Origin of the sequence: Kaistella sp. 97-N-M2 (assembly GCF_021513235.1) — a bacterium.
Lineage (GTDB): Bacteria > Bacteroidota > Bacteroidia > Flavobacteriales > Weeksellaceae > Kaistella.
In genome coordinates, this window is record NZ_CP090976.1 from 525,679 (window position 1) to 546,312 (window position 20,634).

Annotated in this window: 8 protein-coding genes, 4 tRNA genes and 5 rRNA genes; 5 read left to right on the plus strand and 12 right to left on the minus strand. The window is 43.9% G+C overall.

What is annotated here, in order from left to right; genetic code table 11:
• Positions 1–6: 6 nt before the first annotated feature.
• Positions 7–798, plus strand: a complete 792-nt coding sequence (locus tag L0B70_RS02560; RefSeq protein WP_235142760.1) for a hypothetical protein — start codon at positions 7–9, stop codon at positions 796–798.
• A gap of 2 nt (positions 799–800) precedes the next feature.
• Here L0B70_RS02560 and uvrC read toward each other — a convergent pair whose 3' ends face one another.
• Positions 801–2,594, minus strand: a complete 1,794-nt coding sequence (uvrC, locus tag L0B70_RS02565; protein ID WP_235142761.1) for an excinuclease ABC subunit UvrC — start codon at positions 2,592–2,594, stop codon at positions 801–803.
• Positions 2,595–2,756: 162 nt separating this feature from the next.
• Here uvrC and hutH point away from each other — a divergent pair, with 162 nt between their 5' ends.
• A complete protein-coding gene (gene hutH, locus L0B70_RS02570) occupies positions 2,757–4,244 on the plus strand; it encodes a histidine ammonia-lyase (RefSeq protein ID WP_235142762.1) in 1,488 nt (495 codons plus the stop codon).
• A gap of 82 nt (positions 4,245–4,326) precedes the next feature.
• Here hutH and L0B70_RS02575 read toward each other — a convergent pair whose 3' ends face one another.
• Positions 4,327–4,737, minus strand: coding sequence for a hypothetical protein (locus L0B70_RS02575; RefSeq protein ID WP_235142763.1), 411 nt, complete (start codon positions 4,735–4,737; stop codon positions 4,327–4,329).
• Positions 4,738–4,860: 123 nt separating this feature from the next.
• On the opposite strand from L0B70_RS02575, the gene L0B70_RS02580 reads away from it, so the two are divergent.
• The 3 genes from L0B70_RS02580 (at position 4,861) to L0B70_RS13440 (ending at position 9,308) form a co-directional block, all read left to right on the plus strand.
• Complete coding sequence (locus L0B70_RS02580; protein WP_235142764.1) at positions 4,861–7,293, plus strand: PIG-L family deacetylase; 2,433 nt, start codon at positions 4,861–4,863, stop codon at positions 7,291–7,293.
• A 351-nt stretch (positions 7,294–7,644) separates the two neighbouring features.
• Positions 7,645–8,964 (plus strand): sodium:solute symporter, encoded by a 1,320-nt coding sequence (locus tag L0B70_RS02585; RefSeq protein WP_311195391.1) that lies wholly within the window; start codon positions 7,645–7,647, stop codon positions 8,962–8,964.
• A complete protein-coding gene (locus L0B70_RS13440) occupies positions 8,961–9,308 on the plus strand; it encodes a hypothetical protein (protein WP_311195392.1) in 348 nt (115 codons plus the stop codon). The genes L0B70_RS02585 and L0B70_RS13440 overlap by 4 nt, the downstream gene beginning before the upstream one ends.
• 84 nt (positions 9,309–9,392) lie before the next feature.
• Here L0B70_RS13440 and L0B70_RS02590 read toward each other — a convergent pair whose 3' ends face one another.
• The 10 genes from L0B70_RS02590 to L0B70_RS02635 all read right to left on the minus strand — a co-directional run bounded on the left by L0B70_RS02590 (position 9,393) and on the right by L0B70_RS02635 (position 20,510).
• Positions 9,393–10,238, minus strand: coding sequence for a DUF2911 domain-containing protein (locus L0B70_RS02590; RefSeq protein ID WP_235142765.1), 846 nt, complete (start codon positions 10,236–10,238; stop codon positions 9,393–9,395).
• Between the two features lie 150 nt (positions 10,239–10,388).
• Positions 10,389–10,496 (minus strand): 5S ribosomal RNA (gene rrf / locus L0B70_RS02595).
• 187 nt (positions 10,497–10,683) lie between these two features.
• Positions 10,684–13,449 (minus strand): 23S ribosomal RNA (locus L0B70_RS02600).
• Positions 13,450–13,817: 368 nt separating this feature from the next.
• Positions 13,818–13,891, minus strand: a tRNA-Ala gene (locus L0B70_RS02605).
• Positions 13,892–13,984: 93 nt separating this feature from the next.
• Positions 13,985–14,058, minus strand: a tRNA-Ile gene (locus L0B70_RS02610).
• A 218-nt stretch (positions 14,059–14,276) separates the two neighbouring features.
• Positions 14,277–15,793, minus strand: a 16S ribosomal RNA gene (locus tag L0B70_RS02615).
• 1,047 nt (positions 15,794–16,840) lie between these two features.
• Positions 16,841–16,948 (minus strand): 5S ribosomal RNA (gene rrf / locus L0B70_RS02620).
• Between the two features lie 187 nt (positions 16,949–17,135).
• A 23S ribosomal RNA gene (locus L0B70_RS02625) occupies positions 17,136–19,901 on the minus strand.
• Together the 16S, 23S and 5S rRNA genes with 4 tRNA genes alongside form the textbook arrangement of a ribosomal RNA operon.
• 368 nt (positions 19,902–20,269) lie before the next feature.
• Positions 20,270–20,343, minus strand: a tRNA-Ala gene (locus L0B70_RS02630).
• Between the two features lie 93 nt (positions 20,344–20,436).
• Positions 20,437–20,510 (minus strand) — tRNA-Ile (locus tag L0B70_RS02635).
• Positions 20,511–20,634: the final 124 nt, after the last annotated feature.

The window sequence follows — 20,634 nt, forward strand, 5'->3', positions numbered from 1 at the left end:
AAAATCGTGAAAAAACTTATACAAATTTCCGCCCTCTTCCTAGTGAGCGCGATGTACGCACAACAAATCTCCGAGTATCAATATATTCTTGTCCCTTCGGAATTTAAAGATGTAAAGACGAACAAATTTGGTCTTAACAGCCTTCTCAGTTCCAAACTTAAAGCGAAAAATTATATTGTCTTCAATCAAAATCCAGATCAGCAACCGGCAAGCGTAACGAATCCCTGCGAGATTTTGAAAGCCGAACTTGCGGACACCAGTTCTATTTTTACGAACAAAGCGCGGATTACTTTCAGCGACTGTAACGATAAAGAAATCGCTTCCTTCGACGGAAAATCCAGCAAAAAAGACTTTGAGGCGGGGATGCGCGATGCCCTTCAAAATGCTTTGAACGCTATCCCGCCTTCATCGCAAACGAAAAAAGCTGTAGCCGTTCAAAAAGAGGTGCCTCAGCAAGCCCTTAAAAAAGCGGTCGTGACTGAAAATCCTGTGGTGGTGCAAAAAGAAGGTGTGGCCCAGTCCGTTCTTCCAACAGAAACAAAATCCGCAGCGGAAGTCTACACCAACGGTACGCTTAATTTAAACAAAATAATCCTTACCAACGGCGAATTTATTTTGGTCAATCCAAACAGTGCGGTGCCTTACGCCATTTTTAAACCTTCTACGAGAAAAGACAGTTACCGCGTACAGCTCAGTGACGGAACCGCAACTTTAGGTTACCTCGAAGCCGGAAAAATTGTGGTCGAAGTAAGCAACGCTGATGGAAGTTTAAGAAGAGAAGTGTTTGAAAGAAAGTAATTTTATTTATCATTAAAATACTCCCAAACCAAACCACCGCGGCTTTTTCCTAAAATCTCCTCCAACGTTTCTCGCGAAGATTCCCGAACTCGTTTTACAGATTTTAATTTACCCAGCAAAAGTTCGATCGCTTTTTCGCCGATGCCCGGAATTTCTTCCAGTTCAGATTTTATGGTTGAATTTTTTCGTCGCGTGCGGTGATGTTTCACCCCAAAACGGTGCGATTCGTCACGAACGCGCTGCAGAATCTTCAACGTTTCCGATTTTTTATCCAGATACAACGGCACCGGATCTTCCGGAAAATAAATTTCTTCCAAACGCTTCGCAATGCCGATGATTGTGATCTTTCCGTACAAACCAAGCAGCTTCAAACTTTTCACCGACGAGGACAGCTGCCCTTTTCCCCCATCGATCAAAATCAACTGCGGCAAAGGTTCATTTTCGTCCAAAAGCCTTTTGTACCGGCGGTAAATCACCTCTTCCATCGTTTTGTAATCATCCGCGCCGACCACCGTTTTGGGGTGGAAAATCCGGTAATCTGCTTTGCTCGGTTTGCCGTCCTTAAAAACAACACACGCCGAAACCGGATTCGTTCCCTGAATGTTCGAGTTATCAAAACCTTCGATGTGTCGCGGTTCTTCGGGCATTCTCAGCAATTTTTGCATCTCTGCCATAATTCGGTTTGTGTGGCGTTCCGGATCTACAATCTGCACCGCTTTCAGTTTTTCGATACGATATTCTTTCGCATTCTTTTCGGAGAGTTCCAGAATTCTTTTCTTGTCGCCAACTTTCGGCACAATCAGCTTCACGTTCGGAATTTCCAGCGTCAGATGAAACGGAATTAAAATCTCGCGCGACATCGAACTGAACTTTTGGCGGATTTCGATCATGGCTTCCTCCAAAATATCTTCGTCGCTTTCCTCCAGCATTTTCCGGATTTCTGTTGTGTAACTCTGGATGATGTTGCCGTTCTGAATTTTAAAATAATTCACATACGCCGCGGTCTCGTCACTCGTCATTCCGAAAACATCAACATCGTTAATCGTTGGGTGTACCACCGTATGTTTGTGTTGATAATTATCCAGAATATCCATGCGTTCCTTGATCATTTGAGCGTTTTCAAACTCCAGATTTTCTGCAAACTTCATCATTTGCGCCGTCAGATATTCTTTCGCCTTCCGGAAATCACCTTTGATGATTCCGCGGATCGCATCGATCTTTTCGTCGTATTCCGCCTTCATTTCCAACATTTCGCAGGGGCCGGCGCAGTTTTTTATATGATATTCCAGACAGACCTTGTATTTTCCTTCCGCAATTTTTTCCGGCGCCAAATTCAGGTTACACGTCCGGATTTTATAAATATGTTTAATGGTGTCCAGCAGAATCTTCGCCGGACGCACCTTTGCGTAGGGTCCGTAGTATTCCGAACCGTCTTTAATTTTGGTGCGTGTAAGAAAGATGCGCGGGAAATCTTCGTTTTTAATACAGATCCACGGGTAGGTTTTATCGTCTTTCAACATCACGTTGTAAAACGGCTGATGTTCTTTGATCAGGTTATTTTCCAGCAGCAACGCATCATATTCACTCGGTACGATGGTTGTTTCGAGGCGGAAAATTTTGCTCACCATGATGCGCGTCCGGTATCCTGCCTGGTTTTTATTGAAGTAAGAAAGCACGCGTTTGTTCAGGTACTTTGCTTTGCCTACATACAGCAACTGGTCTTTTTGGTCGTAATAGCGGTAAACTCCCGGTTCGGAAGGCAAAGTTTTCAGCTGAAGTTCAAGATCGGCGTTCATGCTGCAAATTTACGCAATGATTTTTTATTTTGGGTGTCTTATCCGTCTTCCACTCCCGCTTTTTTGTGCGTCATTCTTCCGCCCAAAAAGAGCTCCGTTCAAGCCGGGACACGGGTTTCCGAATTCGTACAAAAAACCGTATTTTTAAGAAAAATTTTAAACATGATTTACGGCGTAGATATTTTCACCATTAGCGATGTAATGGAGATTTTAAAGGATCCCACAAAAGCCCGGCTCAACGAAGAGTCCAGGGAAAAAATCCTGAGATCCCAACAGAATGTAGAGCAGATTGTAGCGTCAGACCGCACCGTTTACGGTATTAATACAGGATTCGGCCCACTGTGCGACGTAAAAATCTCCGAAGAAGAAACCGCCCAGCTTCAGTACAATTTAATTATTTCGCACGCCGTTGGCGTGGGAAAACCTATCGCAAAAGATTTGTCCAAAATTATGATGATCACGAAAGTTCATGCACTGTCGCGCGGATTTTCAGGAGTTTCCTTAGACGTCATCGAGCGGCTGATTCTCCTGCTCGAAAAAGATATTATTCCTGTCGTGCCGGAGCAGGGATCTGTAGGCGCGTCCGGCGATTTGGCGCCTTTGGCACATTTGGTTTTACCGCTTTTGGGCCTCGGAAAAGTTTGGCAAAACAACGAAATCCGGAACGCTGCCGAAGTTCTGGCAGAAAATAATTTAGAGCCTTTGCAACTTGGACCAAAAGGAGGTTTGGGGCTGATCAACGGTACGCAGTTTATTTTGGCGCATTCCATTTTGGGTCTGCACCGGTTTGAATATATTTTGGATCTCGTAGATCTCACCGCAGCCATGAGTCTGGAGGCCTACCGCGGGTCTTCAAGTCCTTTTAAAAAAGAACTTCACGACATCCGCGCCTTCGACGGCAGTAAAAAAGTTGCGGCAAGAATGCGAAAATTCTTAAAAAATTCTGAGAATCTGCACGCCCACGAATTTTGCGACCGCGTGCAGGATCCGTATTCCATGCGGTGCGTTCCACAGGTTCACGGCGCGAGCCGAAACGCTTTCGAACATCTAAAACAATTAACGGAAACCGAACTCAATTCTGTAACGGATAACCCGATCGTTTTAAGCGCAGAAGAATCCATTTCCGGCGGAAATTTCCACGGGCAACTGTTGGCTTTACCGCTTGATTACTGCACTTTGGCCGCGGCAGAACTCGGCAACATTTCAGACCGGAGAAGTTATCTTTTGCTGGAAGGTAAATACGGTTTACCCAGATTGTTGACGGAAAGTTCCGGTTTAAATTCCGGCTTTATGATTCCGCAATACACGGCTGCAGCACTGGTTACGGAAAATAAAACCCTCTGCTTTCCCGCTTCTGCAGATTCTATTCCGACAAGTTTGGGACAGGAAGACCACGTGTCGATGGGAAGTATTTCGGGCAGGAAATTCAACCAGGTTTTAGGAAATCTGGAAAATATTCTTTCCGTTGAACTCATGTTTGGCGCGCAGGGACTGGAATTCCGCCGTCCGGCAAAATGCTCCAAATACGTGGAAAATGCTTACGACTTGATCCGAACCAAGGTGGCCAAATTAGAAAACGACCGTTTGATCGGCGAAGATATGCTGGCGATCGCAGATTTCATTCGCGAACGAAAATTTGAAGTGAATTAAAAAAGGAAAATTTAAAGTGAAGCATTCATGAATTTTTTCCAGGAATTAAAAATAAATTGATCTTATCAAGTTCTGCGGTAATCTAAGTTTTACGCAGAACTTTTCTTTTAACGCCATACATCCAGAAACCCAGTGCGATGACGACAAATTGGATAAGGAGTCGGATTACGGCAACATTAAAATTCTTAACCAACGGATTTTCATGATTTTTAACGCGGAAAACGTCCCAGATGTGCAGCGGTAAAAAAACAATCATCAAAATACTGAAACCCAAGACACCGTATTTTCGCGTTTTCGGTACCAACAAAAGAATTCCGACCAAAGCCTCAGAGATCACCGCAAAAAAATCTGCAAAGGCAACCGGAATAAACGGGGGAATCATTGCCAAATATATTTCAGCATTGACGATATGGTTGTACGCAGCTGCCAAAAGGATGATGCCAAAAACGATCGAAAAAATATTGGTTAAGAGATTTTGCGTTTTTAAGTTCATGTTTTGTTTTTCAAACGTAATTTATAAATACACCAGGTTTCAAAGGTAGAATTTTCATTATAAAAAATCTCAAACGTGTCCATTTGTACATGCACTTTTAGAATAACTTTTTATCTTTAAGGCATGAATACATTTTTAGTTGGGATCAGCTTACTGCTTTCCATTTTATTTTCCGCCCAATCCGTGGCGAACCCCTCCTCAGAAATCTATGATGATCTTTTGCGCCTGCAAAATAACACGACGGTGATGTATCTTGCGGCGCATCCGGACGATGAAAACACGAGAATTATTTCCTGGCTCACGCACGAGAAACACGTGGATGCGGTTTATTTGTCCTTAACACGGGGCGACGGCGGACAGAACTTAATCGGCACAGAAAAGGGCGAATTGTTGGGATTGCTGCGCACGCAGGAACTTTTGGAAGCCCGGAAAATCGATAAAGGGCGACAGTGGTTTACCAGAGCTTTGGATTTTGGGTATTCGAAAACTGCCACGGAAACTCTGAAGTTTTGGGACAAGCAGGAAATTTTATCTGACGTCGTTTGGGCGATCCGCAAAAATAGACCCGAAATCATCATCACGCGTTTTGATCCGAACTCCAACGGCGAAACACACGGACATCACACCGCTTCTGCCCTTTTGGCGATGGAAGCTTTTGATTTGGCCGCGAATCCGAAAGCTTTTCCGGAACAGCTGAAATATGTGCAGGTTTGGCAGCCCAAAAGAATGTTCTACAATACAAGTTGGTGGTTTTACGGCAGCAAAGAAAATTTTGAAAAAGCCGATAAAGGCGATCTTTTTTCCCTAAACGTGGGAAATTATTATCCGATCCTGGGGATTTCCAATAACGAAATTTCTGCTGAAGCCAGAAGCAAACACGCGTGCCAGGGTTTTGGGATGGCATTGGAACGCGGAACGGACATGGAATATTTGAAATTTCTGAAAGGCGACAAACCAAACTCCAACGATATTTTTGAGGGCATCAACTTAAAATCTCAGGACAAAACGGTGCAAAACCAATTAGACAAAACCGTTTCTGACTTTCAGTTTAATAATCCTCAATTATCACTGAAAAATTTAGTAACGGTTTATGAATTAATTAAAAAAGAAAATCCGAACGATCCGAAGTTAGAACAGGTAAAAAATTTAATTCTAAAAACGCAGGGCATTTACCTGGAATGGACGACGGATGAGGCTTTCGGAACTTCCAACGAAGAAATTGCAACCAAGCTGGAAATTGCAAACAGAAGTGGTGCAGATTTAAATTTTTCCTTTGAAGGAAAAAATCAGAAAATTGCAGGGAACGAATCTTTTAAAACCACGGAAAAGTTTAAAATTGAGAATGCGAAAATATCCAATCCGTACTGGCTGCAGGAAGTTCCAAAAAATAATCTGTACGTCGTTAGTAATCCGGAAAATATTGGCTTGCCAGAAACTTCAACTTCCATCAATAAAAACGTAACAATAGATTTTGGGTCTGCAAAGATCGATTTTGAAGTTCCATTGCAGCAAAAGACCGTCAATCCGTCGATCGGCGAAATATACGAACCGTTTTATACCGTGCCTTCGTTCGTGGCTAATTTCGATCAGGATAATTTTATTTTCAGCGGGCGGGCGAAACAGATTTCGGTGAACGTCCAAAGTTTTGCAGCCAATTCGACGGCGAAAATATTTTTAAAAAGCAGCAAAGACTGGAAAATTTCCGCGGCACAAACTGTCAACTTTAAAGAAGTCGGCGAAAATAAAAACGTGACTTTCACCGTAGAGCCGCTGTCGAAAAATGCAAATAACGTTATCGAAGCCGTTGTGGAAGCGAAAGGCAAAACCTACGATCAGTCTTTGAACGTGGTGCAATATCCACACATGGACCGGCAGATCTGGGTGAAAAATGCGCAGGCCAAAATCCAAAACTTAGACCTGAAAATTCCGGCGGTCAGGATCGCTTATCTTAAAGGTTCCGGTGACGAAATCCCTTCGTCATTACGGGCGATCGGTTTGAAGGTAGATGAACTGGATTTAAAAAATTGGAATTCTGCACCGTTAAAAAATTACGATGTTTTAATTTTGGGAATTCGGGTGTTTAATACACAGCCCGAAATGGGACTGATCAATAAAGATATCTGGAAATTTGTGGAAAACGGCGGTCTCGTGATCAATCAGTACAACACCAACCGCGGTTTGCTGACGGATGAAATTGCACCTTTTACTTTAAAATTAGGCGGGAGCAGAATTTCTGAGGAAGATGCAGCGTTGAAAATTCTCCTTCCAAATCACGCGGTTTTTCAGTCGCCGAATGTTATTACACCGCGAGATTTTGATAATTGGGTGCAGGAAAGAGGGTTGTATTTTGCGGACAGCTGGGACAAAGATTTAATTCCGCTTTTGGAAGGAAATGATACGGGAGAAACGCCGAAACAGGGAATTTTATTGGCTGGGAAATATGGAAAAGGAACTTATGTTTACACGGGCTTGTCCTTCTTCCGGGAATTGCCGGCGGGCGTTCCGGGTGCTTATAAGCTCTTTATGAATATTCTCGCGCTGGGTTCGAAGAAATAAAACAGGTTTAACCAAGAAAGGAAAAAAGCTTTTCGTGTCTTCAACAATACAAAAGGACAAAAAAGGTTTGTGATCTTCTTTGGAATAGTAACGCAAATCGTTTAAAAAAACACGACTTGTTTAGAAAACGTATTGCAGCCCGACCTGAGTGGAGCTCTTTTTATATGGAACGCAGTGGAATATAAAAAAGCGGGAACGGAGGGCGGAAATTGCTGCCCAAATAAAAAATCGGCGAAAGAAAGAAAATATGAATCACAAAAAGGAAACGAATTTTAAACCGCTCTATCTTACATTATTGATGCTGATGTTTTTGATGATCGTAGCAATGCTCATCTTTCAAAATAAATATCGATGAAAACTTTAGATTGGGCAGTTTTAGTTTTCGTTTTGCTGTTTATCGTCATCTACGGTATTTATAAGTCGAAAAAGGTAAAAACTTCGGCGTCTTTTTTGGGCGGAAAAAGCAACCCGTGGTGGATGGTGGGTTTGAGCATTATGGCGACACAGGCAAGTGCCATCACCTTCCTTTCGACGCCCGGACAGGCGTACCACGACGGTTTGGGTTTCGTGCAGTTTTATTTTGGTTTGCCGCTCGCCATGGTTATTCTGTGCGTTTGGGTGTTGCCAAAATTTTTTAAAATGAACGTTTTGACGGCCTATGAATATCTAGAAAAACGCTTTGGACTTTCTACACGTATCCTAACGGCGATTTTATTTCTCATCCAAAGAGGTCTGGCGGCGGGCATTACGGTTTTTGCACCGGCGATTATCTTGTCCACGATCCTAGGGTGGAACTTGATGGTAACAAACATTGTGATCGGCGCTTTGGTGACGCTTTACACCCTTGTTGGCGGTACGGAAGCGGTGAGCCAAACACAGAAGCAACAGATGATCGTGATTTTTATCGGAATGTTTCTGGCCTTTTTTCTCATCGTACACAAATTGCCGCTGGATCTGAATGACGCGCTGCTCTATTCCGGCCAAATGGGGAAAATAAATCCCGTGAGTTTTGAATTTGATATGAACAACAGGTATAATATCTGGTCGGCATTTCTGGGCGGAACCTTTTTGTTTTTGAGTTATTTCGGGACGGATCAAAGTCAGGTTCAAAGGTATCTTACGGGAAAAAGCCTGAAGGAAGCGCGGCTTGGACTGCTTTTTAATGGCCTTTTTAAGATTCCGATGCAGTTTTTTATCCTTTTTATCGGGGTGATGGTTTTTGTCTTTTTTCAGTTTGAGAAAACGCCGCTAAATTTTAATCCGCTTTCACAGAAACTTGAAAATACTGCAGCGTATCAAACTTTAAATACAGAATTTAATCAAGTTCACGAGGATAAAAAGCAGAAAATAATCGAGTGGAAATCGGGTCATTCGGAAGAGGTAATGTCGGAACTTAAAGTTCTGCAGGCGAAAGAAATTACGATCCGCAAGGATGTGAAAACCCTCATCGATAAGGAAGCGCCCGAAATTGAATCTAACGACAAAGACTATGTTTTTATTTATTATATCCTGAATTATCTGCCCACGGGAATTGTAGGCTTGCTGATTGCGGTGATCCTTTCCGCGGCGATGAGTTCGACATCCTCTGAGTTGAATGCCCTGGCGACAACCACCGTTGTGGATATTTACAAACGGAATTTCGCGCCTAACATTTCAGAAAAAAATATTTGAACGCGTCGCGCCTGTTCACGTTGATGTGGGGAATGATCGCGATCTTTTTTGCGGTGAATGCGAGTTTGTTTGAAAACTTAATTCAGGCGGTAAACATTATCGGCTCTTTATTTTACGGAACAATTTTGGGGGTTTTCGCCATCGCTTTTCTCTTCCCCAAAATAGGCGGAAAAGCCACGATGTGGAGTATTGTGATTGTAGAGCCGATTATTATTTTGCTATACTTTCTGGAGGTGAGGGAAGTGATCCGGCTGGAATTTCTATGGCTCAATCCGATAGGCTGTTTGCTGATGATTGCTTCTGCGGGTTTACTGCAACCACTGTTTCGGAAAGAAACCGCATAGAAATATTACTAAAAAGATCTTTCGATAAAAAAAGTGGACACCAAATTTTTGATGTCCACTTTCTATTTTGAAAAAAGAGCAATGTTATTTACTCCATTTCGCGATATTGTCTGTATTGATTTTTACGTAATCTTCGTTACCCTCTTTCTTTGCGAGTTCCAGCGATTTTTTTGCAGTTGCAACGGCTTCTTTTTTCATTCCGTTTGCAGCCTGGATTTCCGCTTTCTGCTTCAGCATATAGTAAACATCCGGTTGCATTTCATTTGCTTTATTGGCGTATTCAAGGGCTTTCTTCAAATCCATGTTCTGTTGCAAAAGATAACCTGCAGCCTGATTATAATCTGAAGCTTTCGCCTCTTTTGAAGACAACGTTTTAGTTATCGATTCTAAAACTTCATTTTTAGAATTCATCTCGATCGGAACTTTTACAAGAGTATTTTCCCAATTGATGGTCAGGTTGGCTTTGTCATTTTTAAGGTCCGCAAAACCAATGCTGAACGTTTCGGAATACATGGAACTTTTCTCTGCTTTAACTTTCGTTCTGGCAGCAATCAAGTCTGCGCTGAGTTCTTTTGGGGCGCCCCATTGTTCCGTGTCTTTATACAGAATAACTTCCCAATCGGTTTGGGACGGAATGGAATACAGTGCATATTTTCCGGCCGGAACTTTAATGCCACCGAAAAGTGCATCGCCGGAGAAAGTAATATCGGTAGAGCCATTCGCGCCGGTTCTCCAGAGTTGATTCATCGGTACCAAATCTCCAAAAATGGTACGGCCTTTCGCCGAAGGCCTGGAATAATCGACGGTTACTTCTGCCAGCCCTATCGATTGTTTCACGCTGGATGAGGGACTGGGCTGCGGTGTTTTCACCTGGGCGTTACCAAGAGAAACTGCACCGGCCGCAAGTAGGGATAAAAGAATTTTTTTCATCTTTAAAAAGTTTTTATTAGTGTATAAATTTACTTAAAATTTTATTGCTTTACTAATTTAATGAAGTTTGGGGGTAGAAAGTTACCATTAAGAACCTCTGCTTTCCGGATACAAAAAAAGCTCATCAAAATAATTGATGAGCTTTAAAAAGACTGGCGGCGACCTACTCTCCCGCTTTCGCAGTACCATCGGCGCTAGAGGGCTTAACTTCTGTGTTCGGAATGGGAACAGGTGAGCCCCTCTGCTAAAACCACCCTAAGTTGGTTTTGTACAAAAGGTTGTACAGTATATTATTATTAAAAAAGACGAGTGTAGATAATAGACGGATAGATAATAGACTTTAAGTCTCTTATCTCTTGTCTTTAAATCTTATGTCTGATTTAAAAAATCGATAAAAACGTTCACAAAGAGAAGACCGTGTTGCACTTTCGGAGTGCCTATATTAAGCTATAAATCTACGGGTAATTAGTACTACTCGGCTATGACATTACTGCCTTTACACCTATAGCCTATCAACGTTGTCATCTCCAACGACCCTTAAAAGATGTCTCATCTTGAGGCAGGTTTCGCACTTATATGCTTTCAGTGCTTATCCTTTCCAAACGTAGCTACTCTGCGATGCACTTGGCAATACAACAGATACACCAGAGGTTTGTTCAAATCGGTCCTCTCGTACTAGATTCAAGCCCTCTCAAACATCTAACGCCCGCAATAGATAGAGACCGAACTGTCTCACGACGTTCTGAACCCAGCTCGCGTGCCACTTTAATGGGCGAACAGCCCAACCCTTGGGACCTTCTCCAGCCCCAGGATGTGACGAGCCGACATCGAGGTGCCGAACCTCCCCGTCGATATGAGCTCTTGGGGGAGACTAGCCTGTTATCCCCGGAGTACCTTTTATCCTATGAGCGATGGCCCTTCCATACGGAACCACCGGATCACTATGTCCTGCTTTCGCACCTGATCGACTTGTAGGTCTCACAGTCAAGCACCCTTATGCCATTACACTCTACGCACGGTTACCAAGCGTGCTGAGGGTACCTTTGAAAGCCTCCGTTACTCTTTTGGAGGCGACCACCCCAGTCAAACTACCCACCACGCAATGTCCTTCTGTTAAGAAGTTAGGCTCCAAATAAACAAAGGGTGGTATTTCAACGTTGACTCCACCGACACTAGCGTGCCAGCTTCAAAGTCTCCCACCTATCCTACACATTGTTTATTCAAAGTCAATACGAAGTTATAGTAAAGGTTCACAGGGTCTTTTCGTCCCATTGCGGGTACTCGGCATCTTCACCGAGACTACAATTTCACAGAGCTCATGGTTGAGACAGTGCCCAGATCGTTACACCATTCGTGCAGGTCGGAACTTACCCGACAAGGAATTTCGCTACCTTAGGACCGTTATAGTTACGGCCGCCGTTTACTGGGGCTTCAGTTAATTGCTTCGCCTTGCGGCTAACAACCTTCCTTAACCTTCCAGCACCGGGCAGGTGTCAGACCCTATACAGCATCTTTCGATTTAGCAGAGTCCTGTGTTTTTGATAAACAGTCGCCTGGGCCTCTTCACTGCGGCCAGCATTGCTGCTGGCGTCTCTTCTTCCGAAGTTACGAGACTATTTTGCCTAGTTCCTTAACCATGATTCACTCTAGCACCTTAGGATTCTCTCCTCGACTACCTGTGTCGGTTTTGGTACGGGTTGCTTCACTTCGGCTTTTCTTGGAACCGCTTTCCCTACAACAACTTCGCCCGAAGGCTAGGTCTTGACTATTCCGTCAGTCTCCAGTAAGTACGGCAGTCCGTCCCCTTTTTAGTGTGAGCAAGTTAGGGAATATTAACCCTATGTCCATCCACTTCCCCTTTCGGGTTCGCGTTAGGTCCCGACTAACCCTCAGCTGATTAGCATGGCTGAGGAAACCTTAGTCTTTCGGTGAGCGGGTTTCTCGCCCGCTTTATCGTTACTTATGCCTACATTTTCTTTTCTGTACGCTCCACCAGAACTCACGTTCCAGCTTCTGTGCAAACAGAATGCTCCCCTACCAGATATAACTCTAAAGTTATAAATCCATAGCTTCGGTACTATACTTATGCCCGATTATTATCCATGCCGAACCGCTCGACTAGTGAGCTGTTACGCACTCTTTAAATGAATGGCTGCTTCCAAGCCAACATCCTAGCTGTCAATGCAGTTCAACCGCGTTATTTCAACTTAGTATAGATTTGGGGACCTTAGCTGTTGGTCCGGGTTCTTTCCCTCTCGGACATGGACCTTAGCACCCATGCCCTCACTGCTGCAGAACATTTATTAGCATTCGGAGTTTGTCAGGAATTGGTAGGTGATGAAACCCCCGCATCCAATCAGTAGCTCTACCTCTAATAAACTATATTGCAACGCTGCACCTAAATGCATTTCGGGGAGTACGAGCTATCTCCCAGTTTGATTGGCCTTTCACCCCTACCCACAAGTCATCCGAAGACTTTTCAACGTCAACCGGTTCGGTCCTCCACTTTGTGTTACCAAAGCTTCAACCTGCCCATGGGTAGATCACAAGGTTTCGCGTCTAATCCTACTAACTAAGCGCCCTATTCAGACTCGCTTTCGCTCCGCCTCCGTACCTGAAGTACTTAAGCTCGCTAGTAAAATTAACTCGTAGGCTCATTATGCAAAAGGCACGCCGTCACCCAACTTGTGGGCTCCGACCGCTTGTAGGCGTACGGTTTCAGGTTCTCTTTCACCCTTCTATTCGAAGTGCTTTTCACCTTTCCTTCACAGTACTTGTTCACTATCGGTCTTTCAGGAGTATTTAGCCTTGGAGGATGGTCCCCCCATATTCAGACAGGATTTCACGTGTCCCGCCCTACTCATTTATCATCCAAATATGCCTTTCAAATACGGGGCTATCACCCGCTATGGCCGTTCTTTCCAGAACGTTCTTCTAAACATATAAAGACTTTTGGGCTAATCCGCTTTCGCTCGCCGCTACTTACGGAATCTCTTCGATTTCTTTTCCTCCGGGTACTTAGATGTTTCAGTTCTCCGGGTTTGCTCTCTAAATAAATAGAGTGACTGGTCTTCAACCAGCCGGGTTGCCCCATTCGGACATCTGCGGATCAATTCGTGTGTGCCGATCCCCGCAGCTTTTCGCAGCTTACCGCGTCCTTCTTCGCCTCTGAAAGCCTAGGCATCCGCCATACGCCCTTAACGATTTCTTTCCTAATATAAAATTAGTTCAGTATTTTTTGTCTAACATTGCTGTTAAACGATATTTTTAAAACTCGGCACCCGAAAGTGCGCGGTTTTCTCTTTGTGATGTTCTTATCGTTAATGTCAATGATCTTTTTTCTTATTAGTTCCTTAATAAACAGAAATTGTTTTTGGCTCTTTCCGTCACTTTTAAATTAAAGTCCTAATACGTGAATAATCGAGGTATCGCTCCTCTTTAATAAACATTCTTATGTTTACTTTGCCTTCTCTGGCATCATTCTTCAATCTTAAAATATAAATATCTTCTGTTCTTGCTTTATTTCTAAAGCTTTTTGCTGTATCGCTACAACTTTTCTCACTATACTGCTATAGTTTGTGGAGAATAAGGGAGTCGAACCCTTGACCTCCTGCGTGCAAGGCAGGCGCTCTAGCCAACTGAGCTAATTCCCCGCTAGTGGAGTCTTTGAGTAAGTGCGCAGTGGAGTGTTTGGGTATTTCTACTCCTTAACTCTTCTGCTTTTCTACTCTTGTACTCTAAATTAGTAGTCTCGGGCAGGCTCGAACTGCCGACCTCTACATTATCAGTGTAGCGCTCTAACCAGCTGAGCTACGAGACTCTTTTATGAGTAATGGGTGATGAGTAATAAGTAATATGTGAATATTATCTTTCCTCTCCTTCATCCTCAATCTCTATTCCCTGATTACTAATCCTAGTGGGTATATTTTTTAAATACCAACCGTCCAAATAAGAAAAAACTAAAGCTAACTTTAAGTAAAGCCAATGATACTTGCGTATCGTGTTGTTTGTTTATACTCTCCTAACGAAGAGTCTCAAAAATGAGATGTTCCAGCCGCACCTTCCGGTACGGCTACCTTGTTACGACTTAGCCCTAGTTACCTGTTTTACCCTAGGCAGCTCCTTTTACGGTCACCGACTTCAGGTACCCCAGACTTCCATGGCTTGACGGGCGGTGTGTACAAGGCCCGGGAACGTATTCACCGCGCCATGGCTGATGCGCGATTACTAGCGATTCCAGCTTCATAGAGTCGAGTTGCAGACTCCAATCCGAACTGAGACCGGCTTTCGAGATTCGCATCACATCGCTGTGTAGCTGCCCTCTGTACCGGCCATTGTATTACGTGTGTGGCCCAAGACGTAAGGGCCGTGATGATTTGACGTCATCCCCACCTTCCTCACTACTTGCGTAGGCAGTCTCACTAGAGTCCTCAACTTAATGTTAGCAACTAGTGACAGGGGTTGCGCTCGTTGCAGGACTTAACCTAACACCTCACGGCACGAGCTGACGACAACCATGCAGCACCTTGAAAAATGTCCGAAGAAGGGTCTATTTATAAACCTGTCATTTCCCATTTAAGTCTTGGTAAGGTTCCTCGCGTATCATCGAATTAAACCACATAATCCACCGCTTGTGCGGGCCCCCGTCAATTCCTTTGAGTTTCATTCTTGCGAACGTACTCCCCAGGTGGCTAACTTATCGCTTTCGCTTGGTCTCTGAATCCGAAAATCCAAAAACGAGTTAGCATCGTTTACGGCGTGGACTACCAGGGTATCTAATCCTGTTCGCTACCCACGCTTTCGTCCCTCAGCGTCAGTTAAATTTTGGTAACCTGCCTTCGCAATTGGTGTTCTAAGTAATATCTATGCATTTCACCGCTACACTACTTATTCCAGCTACCTCAAATTTACTCAAGACCAACAGTATCAATGGCAGTTTCATAGTTAAGCTATGAGATTTCACCACTGACTTATCAGTCCGCCTGCGGACCCTTTAAACCCAATAAATCCGGATAACGCTTGCACCCTCCGTATTACCGCGGCTGCTGGCACGGAGTTAGCCGGTGCTTATTCGTACAGTACCTTCAGCTATTTACACGTAAATAGGTTTATTCCTGTACAAAAGAAGTTTACAATCCGTAGGACCTTAATCCTTCACGCGGGATGGCTGGATCAGGCTCTCACCCATTGTCCAATATTCCTCACTGCTGCCTCCCGTAGGAGTCTGGTCCGTGTCTCAGTACCAGTGTGGGGGATCTCCCTCTCAGGACCCCTAAAGATCACAGACTTGGTGAGCCGTTACCTCACCAACTATCTAATCTTGCGCGTGCCCATCTCTATCCACCGGAGTTTTCAATATCTAATGATGCCATCAAATATATTATGGAGTATTAATCTTCCTTTCGAAAGGCTATTCCCCTGATAAAGGTAGGTTGCACACGTGTTACGCACCCGTACGCCGCTCTCTCTGTTCCGAAGAACAAATACCGCTCGGCTTGCATGTGTTAGGCCTCCCGCTAGCGTTCATCCTGAGCCAGGATCAAACTCTCCATTGTATGTTTGTCTGACTCACTCAAAGTTATTAACGCTTTAGTTTTTTCTTACTTTTTGGTTGTTATTTGTATGTCAATGATCTCTATGCTTCTCGCTTTATATCCGGAATCTCTTCTGTCGTTTGTTCCGAATTGCGAGTGCAAAAGTAGGTATTAATTTTATGATGACCAAATGTTTTTGAAAGAAATTTGAAACTTTATCTTGTAAGCCTCAATCCCAATCCCTAATAACACTCAATCCAAATCCTCTCCTGCGCTCCCCTCCTCTCTCGATTTGGGATTGCAAAGATAAGAACTTATTCCTAATTAGCAAGCTTTATAAACAAAAAAAATAAAAATTTTATTTCCCATCTATTCAATTCTTACCTCTACTTCGCTACCTATTAAGGTTCGGCAAAGATAAGTTAATATTAAGTTCACTCACAAGCACTATTTAAATCTATTTACCAAATGTGGAAAAGTACCCCTGTAAGAATTTGATTTTTAAGAAGGTACCAAAAAATTAAAGTTATCCACACTGCGAAATATACCAAAATTGCGGTAGGGATAGTAGTGGAAATCCCGCAGTAGCACAGGCCTTAGCGGCCGCAAACGAGGAATTGGAACGCATAGCCCGACCTGAGCCAGGCAAAATTAACTATTACAAAAATAAGCCCCGGCGAAGGGACCGCCCAAAAAAATTAAAAGGTAAGATCATTCTGATTTAATTATCTTGAAAATCAAGGAAGGGTCCACGGCAACGCAGATCCATGGATAAAAGTACAAGATAAAGCCAAGCCATTTTTAAGACATTATGGAACCATACGATTGTAAGGAACATTAAAAGACCTCGACAAGTCCTCAGAAGGGCCTACCGTGAGTAATCGAATAGGTAGACTATTAAGCATGTTTTGAAGCAAGTACTATTAAGATGACCATGGGGGTGAGATCAATGTATGTTGTTATGTAAGTTATAGGAAATTGTACTTTTTATTTCTAACTTATTGTACAGGTTTGTTGGATTTCCGGATACAAAAAAAGCTCATCAAAATAATTGATGAGCTTTAAAAAGACTGGCGGCGACCTACTCTCCCGCTTTCGCAGTACCATCGGCGCTAGAGGGCTTAACTTCTGTGTTCGGAATGGGAACAGGTGAGCCCCTCTGCTAAAACCACCCTAAGTTGGTTTTGTACAAAAGGTTGTACAGTATATTATTATTAAAAAAGACGAGTGTAGATAATAGACGGATAGATAATAGACTTTAAGTCTCTTATCTCTTGTCTTTAAATCTTATGTCTGATTTAAAAAATCGATAAAAACGTTCACAAAGAGAAGACCGTGTTGCACTTTCGGAGTGCCTATATTAAGCTATAAATCTACGGGTAATTAGTACTACTCGGCTATGACATTACTGCCTTTACACCTATAGCCTATCAACGTTGTCATCTCCAACGACCCTTAAAAGATGTCTCATCTTGAGGCAGGTTTCGCACTTATATGCTTTCAGTGCTTATCCTTTCCAAACGTAGCTACTCTGCGATGCACTTGGCAATACAACAGATACACCAGAGGTTTGTTCAAATCGGTCCTCTCGTACTAGATTCAAGCCCTCTCAAACATCTAACGCCCGCAATAGATAGAGACCGAACTGTCTCACGACGTTCTGAACCCAGCTCGCGTGCCACTTTAATGGGCGAACAGCCCAACCCTTGGGACCTTCTCCAGCCCCAGGATGTGACGAGCCGACATCGAGGTGCCGAACCTCCCCGTCGATATGAGCTCTTGGGGGAGACTAGCCTGTTATCCCCGGAGTACCTTTTATCCTATGAGCGATGGCCCTTCCATACGGAACCACCGGATCACTATGTCCTGCTTTCGCACCTGATCGACTTGTAGGTCTCACAGTCAAGCACCCTTATGCCATTACACTCTACGCACGGTTACCAAGCGTGCTGAGGGTACCTTTGAAAGCCTCCGTTACTCTTTTGGAGGCGACCACCCCAGTCAAACTACCCACCACGCAATGTCCTTCTGTTAAGAAGTTAGGCTCCAAATAAACAAAGGGTGGTATTTCAACGTTGACTCCACCGACACTAGCGTGCCAGCTTCAAAGTCTCCCACCTATCCTACACATTGTTTATTCAAAGTCAATACGAAGTTATAGTAAAGGTTCACAGGGTCTTTTCGTCCCATTGCGGGTACTCGGCATCTTCACCGAGACTACAATTTCACAGAGCTCATGGTTGAGACAGTGCCCAGATCGTTACACCATTCGTGCAGGTCGGAACTTACCCGACAAGGAATTTCGCTACCTTAGGACCGTTATAGTTACGGCCGCCGTTTACTGGGGCTTCAGTTAATTGCTTCGCCTTGCGGCTAACAACCTTCCTTAACCTTCCAGCACCGGGCAGGTGTCAGACCCTATACAGCATCTTTCGATTTAGCAGAGTCCTGTGTTTTTGATAAACAGTCGCCTGGGCCTCTTCACTGCGGCCAGCATTGCTGCTGGCGTCTCTTCTTCCGAAGTTACGAGACTATTTTGCCTAGTTCCTTAACCATGATTCACTCTAGCACCTTAGGATTCTCTCCTCGACTACCTGTGTCGGTTTTGGTACGGGTTGCTTCACTTCGGCTTTTCTTGGAACCGCTTTCCCTACAACAACTTCGCCCGAAGGCTAGGTCTTGACTATTCCGTCAGTCTCCAGTAAGTACGGCAGTCCGTCCCCTTTTTAGTGTGAGCAAGTTAGGGAATATTAACCCTATGTCCATCCACTTCCCCTTTCGGGTTCGCGTTAGGTCCCGACTAACCCTCAGCTGATTAGCATGGCTGAGGAAACCTTAGTCTTTCGGTGAGCGGGTTTCTCGCCCGCTTTATCGTTACTTATGCCTACATTTTCTTTTCTGTACGCTCCACCAGAACTCACGTTCCAGCTTCTGTGCAAACAGAATGCTCCCCTACCAGATATAACTCTAAAGTTATAAATCCATAGCTTCGGTACTATACTTATGCCCGATTATTATCCATGCCGAACCGCTCGACTAGTGAGCTGTTACGCACTCTTTAAATGAATGGCTGCTTCCAAGCCAACATCCTAGCTGTCAATGCAGTTCAACCGCGTTATTTCAACTTAGTATAGATTTGGGGACCTTAGCTGTTGGTCCGGGTTCTTTCCCTCTCGGACATGGACCTTAGCACCCATGCCCTCACTGCTGCAGAACATTTATTAGCATTCGGAGTTTGTCAGGAATTGGTAGGTGATGAAACCCCCGCATCCAATCAGTAGCTCTACCTCTAATAAACTATATTGCAACGCTGCACCTAAATGCATTTCGGGGAGTACGAGCTATCTCCCAGTTTGATTGGCCTTTCACCCCTACCCACAAGTCATCCGAAGACTTTTCAACGTCAACCGGTTCGGTCCTCCACTTTGTGTTACCAAAGCTTCAACCTGCCCATGGGTAGATCACAAGGTTTCGCGTCTAATCCTACTAACTAAGCGCCCTATTCAGACTCGCTTTCGCTCCGCCTCCGTACCTGAAGTACTTAAGCTCGCTAGTAAAATTAACTCGTAGGCTCATTATGCAAAAGGCACGCCGTCACCCAACTTGTGGGCTCCGACCGCTTGTAGGCGTACGGTTTCAGGTTCTCTTTCACCCTTCTATTCGAAGTGCTTTTCACCTTTCCTTCACAGTACTTGTTCACTATCGGTCTTTCAGGAGTATTTAGCCTTGGAGGATGGTCCCCCCATATTCAGACAGGATTTCACGTGTCCCGCCCTACTCATTTATCATCCAAATATGCCTTTCAAATACGGGGCTATCACCCGCTATGGCCGTTCTTTCCAGAACGTTCTTCTAAACATATAAAGACTTTTGGGCTAATCCGCTTTCGCTCGCCGCTACTTACGGAATCTCTTCGATTTCTTTTCCTCCGGGTACTTAGATGTTTCAGTTCTCCGGGTTTGCTCTCTAAATAAATAGAGTGACTGGTCTTCAACCAGCCGGGTTGCCCCATTCGGACATCTGCGGATCAATTCGTGTGTGCCGATCCCCGCAGCTTTTCGCAGCTTACCGCGTCCTTCTTCGCCTCTGAAAGCCTAGGCATCCGCCATACGCCCTTAACGATTTCTTTCCTAATATAAAATTAGTTCAGTATTTTTTGTCTAACATTGCTGTTAAACGATATTTTTAAAACTCGGCACCCGAAAGTGCGCGGTTTTCTCTTTGTGATGTTCTTATCGTTAATGTCAATGATCTTTTTTCTTATTAGTTCCTTAATAAACAGAAATTGTTTTTGGCTCTTTCCGTCACTTTTAAATTAAAGTCCCAATACGTGAATAATCGAGGTATCGCTCCTCTTTAATAAACATTCTTATGTTTACTTTGCCTTCTTTGGCCTCATTCTTCAATCTTAAAATATAAATATCTTCTGTTCTTGCTTTATTTTTAAAGCGTTTCGCTGTATCGCTACAACTCTTCTCACTATACTGCTATAGTTTGTGGAGAATAAGGGAGTCGAACCCTTGACCTCCTGCGTGCAAGGCAGGCGCTCTAGCCAACTGAGCTAATTCCCCGCTAGTGGAGTCTTTGAGTAATTGCGTAGTGGAGTGTTTGGGTATTTCTACTCCTTAACTCTTCTGCTTTTCTACTCTTGTACTCTAAATTAGTAGTCTCGGGCAGGCTCGAACTGCCGACCTCTACATTATCAGTGTAGCGCTCTAACCAGCTGAGCTACGAGACTCTTTTATGAGTAATGGGTGATGAGTAATAAGTAATATGTGAATATTATCTTTCCTCTCCTTCATTCTCAATCTCTATTCCCTGATTACTAATCCTAGTGGGTATATTTTTTAAATACCAACCGT

What these genes read in the sequence shown, in the direction of transcription:
- L0B70_RS02590 (WP_235142765.1), bottom strand. Translation starts at nt 10,238, where the DNA reads ATGAAAAAAATTCTTTTATCCCTACTTGCGGCCGGTGCAGTTTCTCTT.
- L0B70_RS02580 (WP_235142764.1), top strand. Translation starts at nt 4,861, where the DNA reads ATGAATACATTTTTAGTTGGGATCAGCTTACTGCTTTCCATTTTATTT.
- uvrC (WP_235142761.1), bottom strand. Translation starts at nt 2,594, where the DNA reads ATGAACGCCGATCTTGAACTTCAGCTGAAAACTTTGCCTTCCGAACCG.
- hutH (WP_235142762.1), top strand. Translation starts at nt 2,757, where the DNA reads ATGATTTACGGCGTAGATATTTTCACCATTAGCGATGTAATGGAGATT.
- L0B70_RS02575 (WP_235142763.1), bottom strand. Translation starts at nt 4,737, where the DNA reads ATGAACTTAAAAACGCAAAATCTCTTAACCAATATTTTTTCGATCGTT.
- L0B70_RS02585 (WP_311195391.1), top strand. Translation starts at nt 7,645, where the DNA reads ATGAAAACTTTAGATTGGGCAGTTTTAGTTTTCGTTTTGCTGTTTATC.